At 63.5% G+C, this 16,190-nt stretch carries 15 protein-coding genes; 10 read left to right on the plus strand and 5 right to left on the minus strand.

Annotated features, from left to right (window positions below; translation table 11 throughout):
* Window positions 1-804: an aminotransferase class IV family protein gene (locus B1L11_RS05610; protein WP_079313483.1), complete on the minus strand. Its 804-nt coding sequence runs from the start codon at window positions 802-804 to the stop codon at window positions 1-3.
* 117 nt (window positions 805-921) lie between these two features.
* On the opposite strand from B1L11_RS05610, the gene B1L11_RS05615 reads away from it, so the two are divergent.
* Entirely contained in the window at window positions 922-2,235 is a 1,314-nt protein-coding gene (locus tag B1L11_RS05615; RefSeq protein WP_143736981.1) for a phosphotransferase, read from the plus strand.
* Between the two features lie 178 nt (window positions 2,236-2,413).
* Here the strand turns inward: B1L11_RS05615 and B1L11_RS05620 are convergent, their stop codons facing one another.
* Window positions 2,414-2,821, minus strand: a complete 408-nt coding sequence (locus B1L11_RS05620) for a DUF6461 domain-containing protein (RefSeq protein ID WP_256862259.1) — start codon at window positions 2,819-2,821, stop codon at window positions 2,414-2,416.
* 761 nt (window positions 2,822-3,582) lie between these two features.
* A complete protein-coding gene (locus B1L11_RS05635) occupies window positions 3,583-4,485 on the minus strand; it encodes a DUF3626 domain-containing protein (protein ID WP_079313487.1) in 903 nt (300 codons plus the stop codon).
* Between the two features lie 366 nt (window positions 4,486-4,851).
* Between B1L11_RS05635 and B1L11_RS05640 the strand changes: the two genes are divergently transcribed.
* From B1L11_RS05640 to B1L11_RS05650, 4 genes are all read left to right on the plus strand, one after another.
* The gene (locus B1L11_RS05640) at window positions 4,852-5,172 is read left to right on the plus strand and encodes a type II toxin-antitoxin system Phd/YefM family antitoxin (protein ID WP_256862260.1); all 321 of its coding nucleotides are present in this window, start codon (window positions 4,852-4,854) and stop codon (window positions 5,170-5,172) included.
* A complete protein-coding gene (locus B1L11_RS49850; protein ID WP_256862261.1) occupies window positions 5,169-5,330 on the plus strand; it encodes a hypothetical protein in 162 nt (53 codons plus the stop codon). The genes B1L11_RS05640 and B1L11_RS49850 overlap by 4 nt, the downstream gene beginning before the upstream one ends.
* Complete coding sequence (locus B1L11_RS49855; protein WP_256862262.1) at window positions 5,331-5,681, plus strand: hypothetical protein; 351 nt, start codon at window positions 5,331-5,333, stop codon at window positions 5,679-5,681.
* A 319-nt stretch (window positions 5,682-6,000) separates the two neighbouring features.
* On the plus strand, window positions 6,001-6,435 hold the full coding sequence (locus B1L11_RS05650; RefSeq protein WP_079313489.1) for a hypothetical protein: 435 nt from the start codon (window positions 6,001-6,003) through the stop codon (window positions 6,433-6,435).
* A gap of 493 nt (window positions 6,436-6,928) precedes the next feature.
* Here B1L11_RS05650 and B1L11_RS05655 read toward each other — a convergent pair whose 3' ends face one another.
* Entirely contained in the window at window positions 6,929-8,185 is a 1,257-nt protein-coding gene (locus B1L11_RS05655) for an MFS transporter (protein WP_179154987.1), read from the minus strand.
* Window positions 8,186-8,269: 84 nt separating this feature from the next.
* Here B1L11_RS05655 and B1L11_RS05660 point away from each other — a divergent pair, with 84 nt between their 5' ends.
* The 3 genes from B1L11_RS05660 to B1L11_RS44855 all read left to right on the plus strand — a co-directional run bounded on the left by B1L11_RS05660 (window position 8,270) and on the right by B1L11_RS44855 (window position 11,737).
* On the plus strand, window positions 8,270-8,908 hold the full coding sequence (locus B1L11_RS05660) for a FadR/GntR family transcriptional regulator (protein WP_218670918.1): 639 nt from the start codon (window positions 8,270-8,272) through the stop codon (window positions 8,906-8,908).
* A gap of 206 nt (window positions 8,909-9,114) precedes the next feature.
* A complete protein-coding gene (locus B1L11_RS44850; protein WP_143736983.1) occupies window positions 9,115-9,675 on the plus strand; it encodes a hypothetical protein in 561 nt (186 codons plus the stop codon).
* Window positions 9,676-11,053: 1,378 nt separating this feature from the next.
* Window positions 11,054-11,737 carry a hypothetical protein gene (locus B1L11_RS44855; protein ID WP_143736985.1) on the plus strand — a complete coding sequence of 228 codons (684 nt, stop codon included), beginning with the start codon at window positions 11,054-11,056 and terminating at the stop codon, window positions 11,735-11,737.
* 98 nt (window positions 11,738-11,835) lie between these two features.
* Here B1L11_RS44855 and B1L11_RS05670 read toward each other — a convergent pair whose 3' ends face one another.
* Window positions 11,836-13,167, minus strand: a complete 1,332-nt coding sequence (locus B1L11_RS05670) for a restriction endonuclease (protein WP_218670919.1) — start codon at window positions 13,165-13,167, stop codon at window positions 11,836-11,838.
* A gap of 1,565 nt (window positions 13,168-14,732) precedes the next feature.
* On the opposite strand from B1L11_RS05670, the gene B1L11_RS05675 reads away from it, so the two are divergent.
* Window positions 14,733-15,575 carry a helix-turn-helix transcriptional regulator gene (locus B1L11_RS05675; protein WP_079313494.1) on the plus strand — a complete coding sequence of 281 codons (843 nt, stop codon included), beginning with the start codon at window positions 14,733-14,735 and terminating at the stop codon, window positions 15,573-15,575.
* Between the two features lie 95 nt (window positions 15,576-15,670).
* A complete protein-coding gene (locus tag B1L11_RS05680) occupies window positions 15,671-16,090 on the plus strand; it encodes an ATP-binding protein (RefSeq protein WP_079313495.1) in 420 nt (139 codons plus the stop codon).
* Window positions 16,091-16,190 lie beyond the last annotated feature (100 nt).

The raw sequence follows: 16,190 nt of genomic DNA on the forward strand, positions 1-16,190 counted from the left end.
CTACGGCGAGGTGAGCGGTTCGGCCTGGTAGGCCCGGTGCAGCACCTGCACGAAGGATGACGCTTCGGGCAAGGACACAGAGCCGATGCGGTGCACCGCCACTCCCGGGGTCCATGAGTTCATGACCACAGCCCCCGCCAACGCCGGCAGGTCCGCGACCGTGACCTCCTGGACGCGTTGGGGCACACCGAGGCGATCCAATTGCCGGCGGACGATACCCATCGTGACGCCGCTCAGCATCTCGGCCTCAGGCCACACCACGGCGGTGCCATCCCAGAAGGCCAGATTCCAGATCGACCCCTCGCTGAGCCGGCCCCTGCGGTCGACGAAGGCGGCGTCGTCGAAGCCCTGTCGAACGGCCTGGCGGAGAAAATAGGTCTTGGCCACCTCGCCGACATGCTTCACGGCCGGGAGGACCCGTTCGTACTCGACCACTGCCAGTGCGAGCGGACCCTGCGGACCGGACGCGGCGGGTCCGGTCCGCACCAGCAAATCGGGCTCCGAATGCGCCCCCGCCACCGTGAACTCGCCCGGTGGGAGATGCATCGTGGCTGTCAGCGAAAGGTCGGCCGGACCGGCCTGTAGTGCCGCCCGCAGACAGGCCCGCACTCGATCGTCGGGCAACGCCCGGCCGAACAGTTCCAGGGAGGCGGATCGCAGCCGCTCAAGGTGGAGGTCGAGGCCCCGGACCTGGCCTCCACGTACCTGCATGGCGGTGAAGTGGGCATAGCCCGCGAAGGCGAGTGGCGCCAACTCCTCGGCGCTCGCCGCGTGGCCATTACGTTGAGCAACATAAGAGGACATACATCGCTCCAGCAGTGCGAGATGGATGGAATTCGGACAACCACACAGAATGTCCGCCCATGGGGCGACGTTAGGGCCTCACACCAATGAAAGGTCAACTTCGGGTGGGCGGGTCGCATGCTGATCGGAGAGTTGGCCCGGCATACCGGGGTCAGCCCGCGGTTGCTGCGCTACTACGAGGCGCAGGGATTGCGGAAAAACGGCAGCATGTCCGCCTTCTGGCCCGCAAACCTGGAACGTCACGGCGCGCAAGCGAGCCCATCGACGATCGGCGGCCGGGAGCGGCCCCAGGCCGCACGCTCGGACGGGCGGGGGGCGGAGGTACGGCGGCGCGCCGCCGCATCGACGTCACAAGGCCTCAAGCGCCCTCTCCGAAATGATCTGCGGCGCGCGGTGAGTGAGACAGAATTCCGGCGTATGAGGGATAAACCGGCAGGTCTGGCGGAAGCCGAACTGATGGCGGCGTTGACCGAAGGCTGGGGCATAGAGCCTCACTCGGTCGAGTACCTTCCGGTGGGCGCAGGCAGCTACCACTGGTCGGTGGTGGATCAACGTCGGACGGCGTGGTTCGTCAAGGTGGACGACCTCGGCGTGGAGGACGTTGGTCGTGATGATGCGTTCGACCGGCTCGGCCGATCCTTCGGTGCCGCCCTGGCACTGCGCCGGGACGCGGGGCTCGACTTCGTCCTTGCGCCGATCCCGACCGCGGCCGACGCCGCGGTCTGGCGGCTGACCTCGCGGTATGCCCTGTCGGTGTTTCCAATGGTGGCGGGTGCCGCTGGACACTTCGGCGCGCACCGGCCCGAGGACCGTGTCGAGGTAATCGACCTGCTGGCCGAGCTGCACGAGGCAACCCCGGTCGTGGCGGACACGGCAGCGCGGGCTGACCTGGTGCTGCCCGGCCGGGACAGGCTGGAGGAGGCGCTGCAGGACCTCGATCGTGAGTGGACCGGCGGGCCTTATGCCGAGCCGGCCCGCAAGCTGCTGTCCGTCCATGCCGGGCAAGTCCAGCGACTGCTCGCCGACTTCGATCGGCGGGTCGACCAGGTACGAAACACCGCGGCGGGGTGGGTGGTCACGCACGGCGAACCGCACCCCGGAAACGTCATGCGTACCCCGGCCGGACTGCGGCTCATCGACTGGGGCACCGTGCAGATCGCTCCGCCAGAGCGGGATCTGTGGATGCTCACCCCCGCCCTCGCCCGCATGCTCGGCGAGAACCCTGTTGGCGATGATGACGTACTCGTCCGTTACACCCGGGCCACCGGCCGGACCGTCTCACCGGCCGGCCTCGCTCTCTATCCGCTTTGGTGGCGGCTCGCCGACATCGCCGTCTTCGTGGACGAGCTGCGCCGGCCGCACGGCACCGGTGAGGACATCGCCGCATCCTTGACCTATCTCACCGGCTATCTCGAATCCAGCCGAGACTGACCTGCGGTCCGACGTCCCATACCGCGGGACGCGTTGGTGCGGGCGGTGGCGTGTCGGCGGGCGGCCCGAGATGCCGGCGGCCGGGACCGCCCCCAGGTCGCATGCCCGACCACCGAGCGGCGCTAGGCCGCGCAGCGCCGCCCTTGGTTGCTGTACTGGTGTTGCACCGCAGGCGCCTCTATTTCACAAGTGCACCCGGAAGTGGTCCATCGAAGACCTCCCGGGTGAGGACGACACCAGTGAGCAGGGCGGTCAGTGCGAATAACGAACCCTCGTCGTCCGGGAGATCGGAATCTCCGTCGGGCACGGTGTCCGGATCGAACCCGGCCGCACGCATCTCCTCGACAAAGCGATCGGGTTGATCTCCCTCTCGGAGGTACGCGCTGACAGGGTCGAACGAGGTCATCACCTGTCCGTCGATCACGTGCTCGAACCTGCTCCACCCGTTGACGTTCTCGAAGATCACAATCATCTCGGTCTGCTCCGACAGGGCATCGGTGACCTCCGGGTTGACCAGACTGCAGTCGGCCACCTCGGTGATCACGGTCCAATCGCCTGACCGCCAGGCCCGAACCGCCTCGGGCAAGGGGCAATCTTCGTTCGTGAAGAGGTGGATGTCAGCCTGCTCTGCACCAACCGGCGCAACGCCTCAGCCTCGTCGACACCTCGGACGAAGGTCAGGCTCCACGCATGCCCGAGAACGTCATCCTCGTCCAGCCACTCGAAGTCGGCGCGCCTCAGCTCGACCATTGTCCATTTCCCCTGCATTCAAGGACAACCGGCCTGTAGGCCGGGTTCGAATTTCGCGTGATCTCGACCTGCGCGCATAATCTCGCCATCTCCGGCGACGCGCGAATACGCTCCATCCGTTGCCATCGCTCGCCGGCGTTCCCTCAGGCCGTGTACCCCCAAACCGCCCCGGGCCTGAGCAGATGCGATCAGCCGTCCTCGGAGGGCGTGGGACGTGGCAGAACCACGATAAGGAACGTTGCAATCGGCCCGAGAAAGAGGGAGAGCAGCCACCAAGCGAACCCCGAACGGCCCTTTCCCTGCGCTAAGCCGGCGTTGACTAATGTGAGGGTGAGGTAGCACCAGCCCGCGACCTCGTTGGCATTCATCGACTCCATGGCGATGATATTGGCATACAGCCATTTTTTGGCGCGGTCCGCACGCTTTCTTCCTGCAAGCCTTGCCGTACGGGAAGGGCGGCCACGCCCTGCTTGCAACGGAAGCCGGTTACGAGGCGAAAGTCCCCCGCCCTGCTCAAGCGGCAGACACGGGCCGGTTGGGTGTGATTGCCCGAGGCGGCGTTGCTGTATCTGCTGCTGTGCAGCAACCTCGCCGAGGTCACCGGCCTCCCAGCAGAGAAGGACAGCAGGCGGTGGTAAGGCCTGGAATCTCGCCAGCCGGGGGCAGAGGGGAGCCGAAGCGCGCCACGCAGTGCCAGACCTTCTTCAGCGCCTGCAAGTCGTAGCGCCCGGTGCGGGTGGCGTCTCCGATGATCCGCGGATCGAGCAGGCCGTCGACCGCGATCTCGGCGCCGAGCGCTACGTACTCCTGTCCTCGGTAGTTCGGGTGGCGCCGCAGATGCTCGACCGTGAGGCGGAATCCGGGATGCCATTCCACCGGGCACGGAAACCGGCGGGCCGCGGCCTCCACGGCCGTTCCGCGATAGCTGGGATCGAGGAGCAGGGCCTCCACGTCCCGGTCGAGCCTGACCGGACCGTGCACCTGAGCCTCGATGTAGTCGTCCAGGGGGTCCGGGTCGTCAGCCTCGGCCAGCTCGATCAGCGCCATGCGGGACGCGACACCGAACGCCGAAGGTTCGAAGAAGCTATCTGGATAGCAGAACGTGGTCCGGCGAAGAGTCTCGGCCGTCAGCCTGAAGTGGGCGGATCCAAACCGTGGTGCGGCGCCGACGGACTTGCGTCGGAAGTTCAGCGCACCGTAGACGGGGCGCGCCTCTGCAGGTGCATGGTCGTACGCTCCACCGAAGATCCTGCTTTCCCAGCGCCACCGGTCGCCGCCCGGGTGAGCTGTGAGTCCCCCGTTGCTCGTTCCGGTGACGAACTGCGACAGGTAGACGCCGTCGTCAGCTAGCTTGAGCAGGATCTGCCGGCCGCCGACCAAGCGGTCGGGGTGGAAGTTGAGGGTCACACGCAACCGGGGGTCGAGCGGGTCCCCTGACGACAGGGCCTCGACATGGCGGAGGGCTTGTTCCTGCGGCGATGTGGACGCGTCCGCGCTCATCCGCGCAGTCTGCCTGAGCGCGATCTGTCGTCGCATCTCGAATAGACATCGGGCCCCGGCCTGGTGGTCTTCCCCTCATCCTGATCTCTGTTCGCCTTGGACCCCGGGCGAAGCGGCTGCAGGCCAGCCAACAGAGTGGACGCCAGCCTGGAATGGCGGCTTGCGAGCTCCAGTGCGTTACCAGGACAACGAAGACGGGCCCGTCGAAGTGGTCCTACACGTTGGTTCGAACCCCTGACTTCCTGCTTGCAAATCGGCCCGATCATCAGGGGCAACGGCCTCGACCTGGGCGATAAGCCGTTCGCGGGTGCACCTCGTGGTGCTACTCGGTAGCACCAGATGGCACGCCATCGTCACACTCGTACGGTGAGCATCTCTGAGCCTGAACGTTCCCATCAGATCTCGCAGCGCGATCTCCGCAACCGGTCTGCAGAGATCATGGATGGGCTCGAACGCGGGGAACGGTACGCCGTCACCCGTAATGGCCATCACATCGGCGACCTGGTGCCGATTCGTCGCCGGCGCCGAGCCGTCTCGCGAGCGGAGTTCGCCGCCATGTCCCGAGGTATGCCCCGTCTCGATGACCGAAAGTACCGCGAGGACATGGACCAGCACGTCAACGACAACCTCTACGACCCCTACGGTCGCGCGTACGGCAGAGGCGAGTTCACCGAGGGCGAGCAATGACCTACAAGCAAGGGCTGCTCGACACCAACATCCTCATACTGCGCGCCGGCATCGATCCGGACGAGCTACCCGACGAAATGATGATCAGCGCCATCACGACGGCAGAGTTGTCGGTCGGCGTGCTCGTGGCGTCCGGGCCGCAGGAACCCGCCCAGTGAATGAAGATCCTGCAGGCCGCCAAGGCCGAGTTCGACCCACTTCCCTTCGACGAGACCGCCGCCCGTGAGTACGGCCAACTCTGGACAGCTGTCATCGCCTCAGGCCGCAACCCGCGCCCCCGCACAGCCGATCTGGTGATCGCCTGCGTGGCGATCGCCAACCAACTGCCGCTCTACACCTGTAACCCCAAAGGACTTCAAAGGCTTGGATCACCTGCTCTCAGTGGTGCCGGTCACTCGACCACGGTGGGACGACACGTAGCGACACATACTCCGAATCTGCTTCAGCCTTTAGGCATCAGCACAAAGCCCAGACAAGGAAGAACGGTCCCTGCCTGGGCTTCTGAGTAGGTGGGGCCTAGAGGATTCGAACTCCTGACTTCCTGCTTGGAAACGGGAGCCAGTCACGACGTAGAGACTCGTTGCCCTGCTCCATAGGTAGTTGAGGCGCGGCTACATGTCCCTGTGTGAGGTGATGTTGCGCCCTCGTGAACCGCGCTCTCACCGAGAACAAGTAGGCCAGGTTCATCGACGAAGGGCTGAATAGGACTCGCTTGACTCGAATGCGCACGGATTCTTGCCCGGACTTGTCCAGATACGGCAGCCGAGTCAGAATCAGTTCAGCCTTCAACTACTTGGTTGGAGGGTCACTGCACGGATGAGGAGAGGCATGAAGCGCACCATCTCCGTTCTCGCCGTCACCACCGGCGTCCTCGGCGCCACGCTCACCGGCATCAGTCCCGCATCGGCAGCCGCCCCTACAGTCGACTGCTCCACGGGCGGGTACACCCGGGTTCTGCATAGCTACGTCCCGACCAATGTCCAGCGGTTGGGGGTGGACGGTCGTAGTTACAACATCGCCGGCCCATCGGCGTACACGTACGAGGTCTGCCTCGACATCCCGGACACTTCGACATTCACGATCGAGGCACGGATCCGGTCCGCCGACGGATCCACGAGTGTGTTCGTGGACGACCGGCCCGGGGACAAGGTCTTCCGTTACTCGCCCGGCGCCAACAGCTTCTGGCAGGTCTACGGCACGATGACCGGGCCCGACAGCACCTATATCTACTACACGTGGAACGAGAAGCAGATCCCGGCCTGACTCGGAACGGGCCGGCCGCCTCGCTCGGCGAGGTGGCTGGCCATACCGCTCTCAAGCGGCCCAAAATTCTGGTTTGTCTCGGGTTCAAATTCGACATGCTTCCGACGTATCAAGCGGCTCGGTGAGCAACTGAATTCGTAGCCGTTGCCGTACCTTTGCTGCTGCACGAGATCGCAAAGTCCATTTCCTTAGCCTGGCCTGGGCCTTTGACGTGGGGTGGAGCCTAGGGGATTCGAACCCCTGACTTCCTGCTTGCAAATCGGCCTGATCACCAGGGACAACGGCCCCCACCCGGGCGAGAGGCAGCCCGCGAGTGACCGTGAGTACCCCTGTTGACCGCCCTTGATGGCCCGCTAATGGCCCGGCCGTCGTGTCTTATCTCTGCCGAGTATCTTCAGGCGATGACTGACGATGAAACGTGCAACTTGGACCAATTGCTACTCGGTGGCGTGTGGCCGCTGACACGAATTCGGATCTGTTCGACGCATGACTCTTATCGTCGCGGCTGCTGGTCAGCGTCGCGCTTCGTCGGCTGTGGCGCAGCGTCCTCCACGAAGCGAGGACGGCAGGCGAACCAGCCGGCGATCACCCCTGGGATGGCGGTCGCAGCGAGCACCAGGAGCGGGATCGACCATGATCCGGTCGCCTCGCGCAGAAGGCCCAAACCGATCGGGCCGAAGCACGCCAGCCCATAGCCGATGCCCTGAACGAAGCCCGACACGGCAGAGGCTGTCTGGGGGCTCTTGGTTCGACGGTTGATGAGGGTCATGCAGAGCGGGAAGGTGCTCACCCCGATTCCCAGCGCGCACACCCACATCAGCGTGCCGTCGAGCGGGGACAGGAGCAGGCCCAGGTATCCCGCTACCAGGAAGATCGCGCACCCGACGACCACGATGAACGGGTTCATCATGCGCGTGGCCAGGTGTGGAACCACCAAGGCCGCGAGCATGCCCCATGCCGAGTAGAGCGCGACCATGGAGCCGCCCAGGGCCGCGCTGCCTCCTGCGTCGGTGAGCACTGCCGGGACCCAGGTGATGATCCCGTAGTTGGATAGCGACAACATCGCGAAGAGGATCACCAGGCCCCAGACGGTTGATGATCGGCTGATCCTCGGTCCCGCATCGGTCGCCGTCACGGCCGCGGGCGCGTGGTGATCGGCGGGCAGCCTGACTGCCAGGACGAGCCAGACCACACCAGCCACAGCAGCTGGTCCCGCCCAGATACCTACCGAGAGCCGCCACGTCGCCGCTTCTGCTAGCGGGACCGCGAGGAGCGGGGCGATGAACTGGCCCGCCTGCATGAGGATCAGGTAAAGCGAGGTCCCCAGGGCCAGTCGATCGGCGAACCAGGCCTTCACCAACGGAACGATCACGACGTTCGCGGCTCCGATTCCGGCCAGTGCCAGCACGGTCGAGAGCACCAGCAACGAGGGCATTGGAGAGAAGGCGCGCATCAGGAGCGACAGAGCCGTCAGGCCCAGCGCCACAGTGGCCGTGCGCTCGAGTCCGAACTTCCTCGTCACCGCTGGGGCGAGAAACCCGAAGATGCCGAAGGACGCCGCCGGCACAGTGCCGAGCAGGCCGGACAGCGTCACCCCGAAGCCGAGATCGGATCCGATGATCTCCAGGAGCGGAGTGAACCCGGTCACGGCCGTTCGCAGGTTGACCGCTGTCAGGGCGATGGCGAACCCGGCCCACAAGGTCAGACGCCCTCGGTGCAACGGAACGAGCGATGAGGAGAGCGCTGTCACGTTATACTCCAGTGTAAGGTCAGCAGATGATGGGATTATGGGATGAGTTACGGAGAGTCTGGCACGCCACAGCCGGTGCGTCGAGTGGGACTCATCGACCAGGCTGCCGAGCGCTTCCGCGAGGAGGTGGCCTCTGGACGCTGGCCGGTCGGTGAGCGGATACCGACCGAGGCCGCACTGGTGTCGGAGTTCGGGATCGGTCGGAACACGGTGCGCGAGGCGGTGCAGTCGCTGGTACAGGCAGGCCTACTGCGCCGTGAGCAGGGCCGCGGCACCTTCGTCATCTCCAAATCCGAGCTGACAGGCACTCTTGAACGTCAGCTCGCCGGTGGCACCCGTCGCCACTACCTGGAACTACGCCTTGCCCTTGACAGCGCGGCAGCGTCACTGGCCGCATTGAACCGCTCAGATGCCGACGTCGAACTGCTGCGCGAGCTGCGCGACCGCCGAGAAGCGAGCTGGTCGGCTGATGATCCCGACCTGCGAGCGAGCGCGGACCTCGCCCTGCACCGCGCGATCGTGGCAGCGACGCACAACCCTCTCTACGTCAAGCTGTACTCCAGCATGCTCGACGTCTTCGCTGCCCACATGCGCGACGAGAAGAGCGAGGACGAGGACGCGGCACACCGCCACCACCACGAGCTGGTCGAGGCGATCGCGAACGGGGACGCCGACCGCGCTGCCACGAAGGTGGCTTCCATCTTCAAACCCTTCATGCGCTGAACCACGCAATCGCCTCCCCGCTCGGGCGAGGCGTCTCTGACGATGCCCCGCAACGCGAAGCAGAGTGGACGGACCCCGACCGTGGAAAGGTCCTGCTCGGCGACTACGCGCGGACCTGGATCAAAGAGCGGCCGGGCCTGCGGCCCCAGACGGTCGAGCTCTACACCTGGCTCCTTGAGCGACACATCGTTCCCGGCCTCGGCGAGGTGCCGGGCGGCAAGCTCACCACAGCGCTCATCCGCTCGTGGCGTGCCGCCCTCATAGACAAAGGCGTTTCGGTGCCCACAGCCGCCAAGGCGTTTCGCCTGCTGCGGGCGGTGCTGATGACGGCCGTCGAAGAAGACAAGCTACTCAGCCGGAACCCGTGCCGGATCAAGGACGCGGACAACGAACAGACGCCGGAGCGGCCCATCCTCACCGTGGCCCAGGTCTTCGAGCTGGCCGACCAGCGCTTCCGTGCGCTGATCCTGCTGGCCACCTTCGCGAGCCTGCGATGGGGCGAGGTGATCGCCCTGCGGCGGTCGGACATCGATCTCAACGCGCGTACGGTCCGCGTGCGGGAACAGCTCATCGAGCTGGACGGGGGAGACAGACATGGTGCTCGCTCCGCCCAAGTCGCGGGCCGGCAAGCGGACGGTCAGCATCCCCTCGGCCATCGTTCCGGCCCTCGTCGACCACCTCGACCAGTTCACCGGCACGGGCGAGGATGCGTTCGTCTTTCTCGGCAAGCGCGGTGCGTTCCTCCGCGGCGGCAACTTCCGGCGTGAGGCCAAGTGGGCGGAAGCGCTCAAGGAAATGGGGGTCAAGGGGCTGCACTTGCACGACCTGCGGCACACGGGCAACACGCTCGCCGCGCAGTCGGGCGCGAGCTCGCCGACCTCAAGGCGCGGATGGGCCACGACAGCGACCGGGCCGCGCTCATCTACCAGCACGCCACGCGTGATGCTGATCGGAAGACGCCGATGCACTGAGCGCGCGAGTCGAGGCAGAGCGCGATGCCGGCAAGAGCTAATGGCATGTTAATAGCACGAACGCCGCTTCCCATGATCGGAGAAGCGGCGTTTTGGCTGGTGGAGCCTAGGGGATTCGAACCCCTGACTTCCTGCTTGCAAATCGGGCTGATCACCAGGGGAAACGGCCCCCACCTCGGCGAGAAGCCGTCCGGGAGTGACCGTGAGTACCCCCTGTTGACCGCCCTTAATGGCCCGCTAATGGCCCGGCGATCACGCCCGCGGCCTGCCTGAACCAGTGCCGACGCGGCCCGTCTCCTGGTCCGCCCCCGTCCTCCTCGTAGCTGCCGACCCCAGGACGGGACCGCCGTGTCAAGGGTCAGCGAAGCTGATCGCGAAGCGACGCCGAAGGCGCCCTTGACTCGGCGGGCACGGCCGGGAAACTCAGGTAGCGAGGAGGGACGGGGGAAGCGACAACAGCACCTAGCAACTCAGGGGTACCAATTGCAATAGTGATCTTATACGGCAGCGGGCGTCCGAGAGATTTCGCGTGAGTCATAAATGCGAATTCCGGAATGGGCCAAATAGTTGCCGCCCCTCCCTCCACCTGAGGAGATGAGTCAAAGTAGGCACATGGTGGTGCTTATGACGCGTCTGTCTGATACTAGGTTGTTATGCCTTTCAAGCGTGGCCCTGTCATGGTTACTTCAGCTGCAGTAGCTGCGGGCGCTCTGCTCGCCGCGATCGCACTGCACAAGAATGGCCTGGAGCAAGCGAGCTGGGTCGCCACCGTCATCACGGTTCCACTTGCAGTCGTATCGACACTTGCCGCATTTCGGCATGAGGCAACTAGGAAGCCGCCTAATTCCACTTCAGAGGGAACAACGCGTGGACCATCGGACAACCAGACAGACTCGGCCCGGATTAGCTCGAATGTCGCTGATGGCGGCAGTGGAAATACCTTCATATTCAACGTTAGCCCACAAGTAAATCCCCCTTCTACCGAACAAGACACGTCACCAGCTTCCACTGAGAACGAGGATCATTCAGGAGAGAAGCCCCAGGGTCCTGGCCGCGGCCGGCCGCAGTGATAGCGGTCGTTGCGATCGTCATCATAGGCGGAATTCTTCTCAACCTAGGAAATGACGAGGAGCCCCAGCCAAGTAAACCGTGGCCTCCATCAATAGGTCGCGACATGATCCTTCAACCGGTCGCGGAAAAGATTTTGAACTGCGCGAAAGAAACCGTGCTGGCCCCACGCACCTGTCCGCAGCGCACGAGTTCAATAGCACGGGCTTCCCATGTACGTTGGTCCGTGCATGGGCAGCCAGCTGATGGCTCTAGTATCAGCTACGACGGTCGCTCCTTCAGAGTCGAAGGCGCGGCCATTATGACCGTCAGATTTCGAGAATCATCGGATGAAAAGTATGAGGTGCATGTCATTCCCTATCAGGCAGCAGTTTATCAGGATAAGGGACAACTCCGCCTTGGGAGTCTGACTGAGACCGGAGACATCTCAGAAAAGGTCAATAAGCGTAAGCCTGTCGCGGCATGGGCCGATGTTCAGACCCAAGTGCGGGCCGCCTTCGATCGATGTATCTCTAGCGACCATTCACCCATGCCTCCGGGCTGCCCAAACGATCCAAACGTTACCAGCACGGATGAGTCTATATGGACGCTGGAGTCAGATCCGCTACTAAACGCTGTCGCAGAATTTGATGATGATACCGGAATCACCCATGTTCGCGGCAGCTACTCTGCCCATTTGGATGGAATCGGATTTTTCGGCAGAGTAGAGGAAACCCAGTCGGGTGACTACGATGCCCGGGTAGTAATCGGCGACACCGGGGCTGAAGTCCTAGACATTCGTCATACCTGAGAAAGCAGGGCTAGCTGCCACACAAGCACCAGCAGCTTAGCCATTTGTCCTTCCGCCTCCTGACGACCGACTTCCTTGCCGGGGCGACCCCGGAATATTTAGCGCTTTTTTAGTCCACGGTTGAGAATGCGTGCAGGAATGTTGTGCTGATGGCAGAGGGCAAGGAGGCCGGCACCGTCGATGAGATTGAGCGGCTTCCCATTCGCGAACTTATAGCTGTCCGGCCCGTAACCAGACGTCGTGATCATTATTCCTTTAGTAGCCCCTTCGTGCTGGACAGTGCCATACAGATCACGCACGTGTGTGGGTGCCACGGTCTTCGTGTATAGCTTGGCCTGAACGATGAACTTGCCACCCTTAATCGGGTGCGGATCGTAGGCCACGCAGTCTACGCCACCATCGCCGCTGGCTTGATAAAGCTTGGTATCGAAGCCCATCCTAGAGAATAGATTCTGGATGAATGCTTCGAACTCCTTGGGATGTAGATCGAGTAGGTTCGGGCGCTTGTCTATGTCGGAGATGATGTCGATGGGGTCGACGATCCTAGGGTCAGCCATGCTGAAGGGCATAACTGGCTCAACGGGGACCAACTCGTCAGGGTGTGGAGACACAACCGCATGGAAATGCCGACGCACACATTCCACGGGATTGAACTTCGGCTCGTTGAGCACTAGTGCGGAGAACTGCTCTCTTGTCGCGCGCAACGTGATCAGGTGCGGCTCGATCTGCTGGCCCGTCACAGGGTCAACGGCGCGGACGAGGCCGTTGAACACTACTGTGCTAATCAGATCATTCGGGTCAGCCTGGAACACCTCTCGCAGAGTGCGAAGGGAGATCTGCGCGATCACGCGCTGGTAGAGCTGTCGAGCCTCGGATGCGGGTCGGATCGTAGGCTCAACGGCTTTGCGTGTCTTGACGTGCTTATAGAGCTTGTGCGCAGGAACGACCTCCGGAGGCGGTAAGTACCACTCCACGGCAAGCAGTGACGATTCCGGCACATAACCAGCCCTACGCTGGTTAGGAAAGCCTTCCGGGTACGGCGACGCACGCAGAACCAGGTCCATGTACTCGCTAACCGCGTGGCGGTCCCCAGACCTCAGCCCCGCCTCCATGGCCTTCAGATGGCTGTTGTACTTCGCCGTCTCACGCTCAGCTTCTGCGACTTTGCGCTGGTGAGCCTGACGGGCCTCGATTACGCGCATCTGGCGTTGGGTCTCTCGGTGCTGGTGATCGGCCTGCGCACGAGCGAAGTCGGACTCGGCTTGCCGCAGGGCTGCTTCGTATCGTTGCGCGCCCCCGAATTTCCGCTGCAGCCATCCGGGAGGCACCGGTGCAAAAGCTTCCCAGGATGGAGAGGGCTCCGGCTTAGCCCATCCACCAAGATCGAGTGCTGGAATGTTTGGACGGCGACGCAGCGAGGCGATTCGCACTTGGGGGTCCCTGCGTAGAGAGGAACGGAGGAGGCTCTCCAACTCCTCCACGCGAGCTTCAAGACGTCGGGTGCGATCAGCGGCGTCAGCGTCTCGCGCCATAGCCTCAGCCTGAAGACGCTCCCGTTCCTGCGCCTTGCGTTCTCGTTCCCGCTTCTGCCGGGCCTGCTCAGCAGCACGCTCCTGTCTGCGCCGCTCAGCCTCCCAGTCCCGATAGGACCCGGAACCTCGTGCCACTCCGCCACCTCGCCGATCACGCGGAACTTACAGGCCGCACCGATCGAACGTAACCCGGCAGGTGAGCGTCGACAACGCGCGTAGGCCGCAGTCTTACCTTGGGGGATCAGACCAGCGTTGTCCGAGAGCCCACCGGCGGCCGGGACCGGCCTCCAGGCCGCACGCCCGGCCGCCGAGTGGGAGCGACGGCGCGGCGCGCCGGCGCCTTGATCCCTATAAGACCAACTCGGCAGATTCTGCTCTGGCGCAGCTGTCGTAGCGTATTCACTCGAATAGCAATCTTCAGGGGGATGCTCGCCTTACTTGAGTGGATGAGCTACCGAAACGCGCGGGAGGTAGTGGCGGGTATCGATCAAAGCTAACTTTGAAAGGACCAGTGTTGAGGGATGGGAGCCATCCTTTAAGAACTTGCGGCGGCATGACTATCCGATACCCTAAGACCCACGGCGTATAGGCGGAGTGCTGGTCATCCTTTTCTGGGTCCGGGAGAAATCGAACGCGGACTTCTTGGTCGCGATGGATAAGTAGCGACATACAAGACCTGCCGACTGTAGGCTCGATGTCGGCCAAGCTCCGCACAGCATCGACAAGTATCGATTCGCATACGTCTGCGGTTAGATCAGTCGGAAGCCCGAGCTTTCCGATAGTCCGCTCTCTTTGGCCGCGCTCGTCGCCTCCAATAGCACTTAATTGAATTAGCCCTCGATCCCACCTCCAATGGCGAGGCAAAATGTCAGATCGGATTTTCCGAGAAGCCCCATCGCAAATGATACGGAACGCTAGTGGCCGCGGGAGTCTTGACGAGGAGACTCGTCTTTTCCAAGTCCAACCGGTTGCAAGGACCTGCAACTGATGCCTTCTGTACGAGTACGGCAGCGTGAAGAAGTCTCTCTGTATGGCAGCGACTAGCGATTGTATTGCCGGACCTAGTCTTGGGATGAAGTTCCCGGCCTGCATGCACAGGCGTCCGTCAGGGGCCGCAAACTTCTCACCGTGAAGAGCCTCGGCTATCCATTGGTCAGTCGGCACTCCTCTGATATAAGCCAGCCCACTGTATGATATGGAGAGGGTGCCGTTGGGCGTGAGTAGGAGAATGCTTTTGTTTGCGACGGCATCCCATTCTCTTGGCCCTTGGGAGGATGGCATCGTTAGAAGCCTGTCTCCAACCTGTAGCGCGTATGGCATAGTGGATGCGCCGAGTATTGAGGTCATAAGAGCTTCCTTTTGCAGGCTTCTGCCATCCTAGCTTGAATAGGCATATTTAGCGTTGAGGCAGTAAGCTGCCCTTCTCCTGAGCAAGGGATAGCCAGCCGTGATACAACGCTCAGGTGGAGGAGCGGCGGGACCGACTGCGGGAACTGGGTGAGCTGCTGCGGCGGCTGCGCAAGGATGCGGGGTTGACCGGTAAGGAGTTGGCGCAGCGAGCTGGGATAGCTCAGCCGACGATCTCACGGATGGAGACGGGACGGCTCTTGCCGACGCCGGAGACGGTTGAGCGGGTGTCGGCTGCTCTCCAACTCGATGAAGACAATCGCTCTGAGTTGGACACGCTGCTCGTGCGGCTGCGTGACGAGGTATCGCGGCTAAAAGGTGGGCTTGCTGGCAGGGAGGCGGCGAACGCGGCACGGGTGCGCTCGTCGAAGTGGATGGCGGTCTTCTCCTCAGCAATGATTCCGGCGCTGTTGCAGACGGCGGAGTATGCGCGGCTGGCGGTGGCGATCGGCCGGGATGTGGACGAGGACGATGCGGCCAAGGCGGCGGCTATACGGGTCGATGCGCAAGCCGTGCTGTTCGAGGAGGGCCGGCGGTTCGCCTTCGTACTGACCGAGGGCGCCGTGCGTACCTGGCCGGGGTCGCCCTCGCTGATGCTGGCCCAGCTCGACCGGTTAGTCCAGGTGTCGACACTGCCGCATGTCCGGCTCGGCGTCGTGCCGTGGAAGACAGAGACTCCGGCCTTCCCGCTGCACGGGTTCACCATTTACGACGGGTCGGTGAGCGTGGTGGAGAGCCTGACCGGTGATCTCACGCTGACCGAGGCGGCCGAGATCGGCGCTCATGAAGAGGCATTCGAGGCGTTCGCAGGGGCGGCCGTATACGGGGACGAGCTGCGGGCGCTGCTTGGCGAGATCGCGGCGGACTTCCGGGAGCTGGCGAAGCAGCTCGATGGTTGACGTATTTATGCGTCGTATTCCTTGAGATAGCTCTAGCGTTGGTCATACGCTCCAGTCAAGGCATGTCTAGCCCCCTATACGACGGAGCGTGTCCCATGCCCCCATGGCGTCTGTCCCGGCACTTCCTCGGCCGTCCCGCCTCGGTCATCGAAGCCAGACGCTTCATCACCGCAACCCTCGGACCTTGGCCGGTCGTCGAGTCAGCGGAACTCATCGTGAGCGAACTGGCGACCAACGCCGTCCGGCATACCGCCTCGGCCCGGTTCGGTGGCAAGTTCATCGTCAGTATCCAGGCCGAGCCCGATCAGGTTTGGCTTGGCGTCGCCGACGAGGGCGGTCCCGGAGTTCCCCGGCTCGTCCGGCCCACTGAGGATGAGGGTGGCCGCGGCCTGTTTTTGGTCGCGTCCCTGGCGGACAACTGGGGCGTGTACGGCACTCAGGCCGGCCGTACCGTCTGGGCGCTGCTCAAGGTCGACCCCATCGCAGCCGCCGCACAGGCGACGTGCCGGTCATGAGCTGCGTGAGCCCGCACGTCCCTGATCGCCGGCAGTCAGGATGCACGAAGCTGGAATGGTTCGAGCCCTCGGACGGAGCGCGGGTGCGCGTGCTCGCCTG

The organism is Microbispora sp. GKU 823 (genome assembly GCF_002027145.1).
Taxonomy (GTDB): Bacteria; Actinomycetota; Actinomycetes; order Streptosporangiales; family Streptosporangiaceae; genus Microbispora; species Microbispora siamensis.

Bases quoted from the DNA above. Each gene is read 5' to 3' on its own strand.
- B1L11_RS49850 (WP_256862261.1), top strand. From the start codon at position 5,169: ATGACCTACAAGCAAGGGCTGCTCGACACCAACATCCTCATACTGCGC.
- B1L11_RS05610 (WP_079313483.1), bottom strand. From the start codon at position 804: ATGTCCTCTTATGTTGCTCAACGTAATGGCCACGCGGCGAGCGCCGAG.
- B1L11_RS05615 (WP_143736981.1), top strand. From the start codon at position 922: ATGCTGATCGGAGAGTTGGCCCGGCATACCGGGGTCAGCCCGCGGTTG.
- B1L11_RS05635 (WP_079313487.1), bottom strand. From the start codon at position 4,485: ATGAGCGCGGACGCGTCCACATCGCCGCAGGAACAAGCCCTCCGCCAT.
- B1L11_RS49855 (WP_256862262.1), top strand. From the start codon at position 5,331: ATGAAGATCCTGCAGGCCGCCAAGGCCGAGTTCGACCCACTTCCCTTC.
- B1L11_RS05680 (WP_079313495.1), top strand. From the start codon at position 15,671: ATGCCCCCATGGCGTCTGTCCCGGCACTTCCTCGGCCGTCCCGCCTCG.
- B1L11_RS05650 (WP_079313489.1), top strand. From the start codon at position 6,001: ATGAAGCGCACCATCTCCGTTCTCGCCGTCACCACCGGCGTCCTCGGC.
- B1L11_RS44855 (WP_143736985.1), top strand. From the start codon at position 11,054: ATGATCCTTCAACCGGTCGCGGAAAAGATTTTGAACTGCGCGAAAGAA.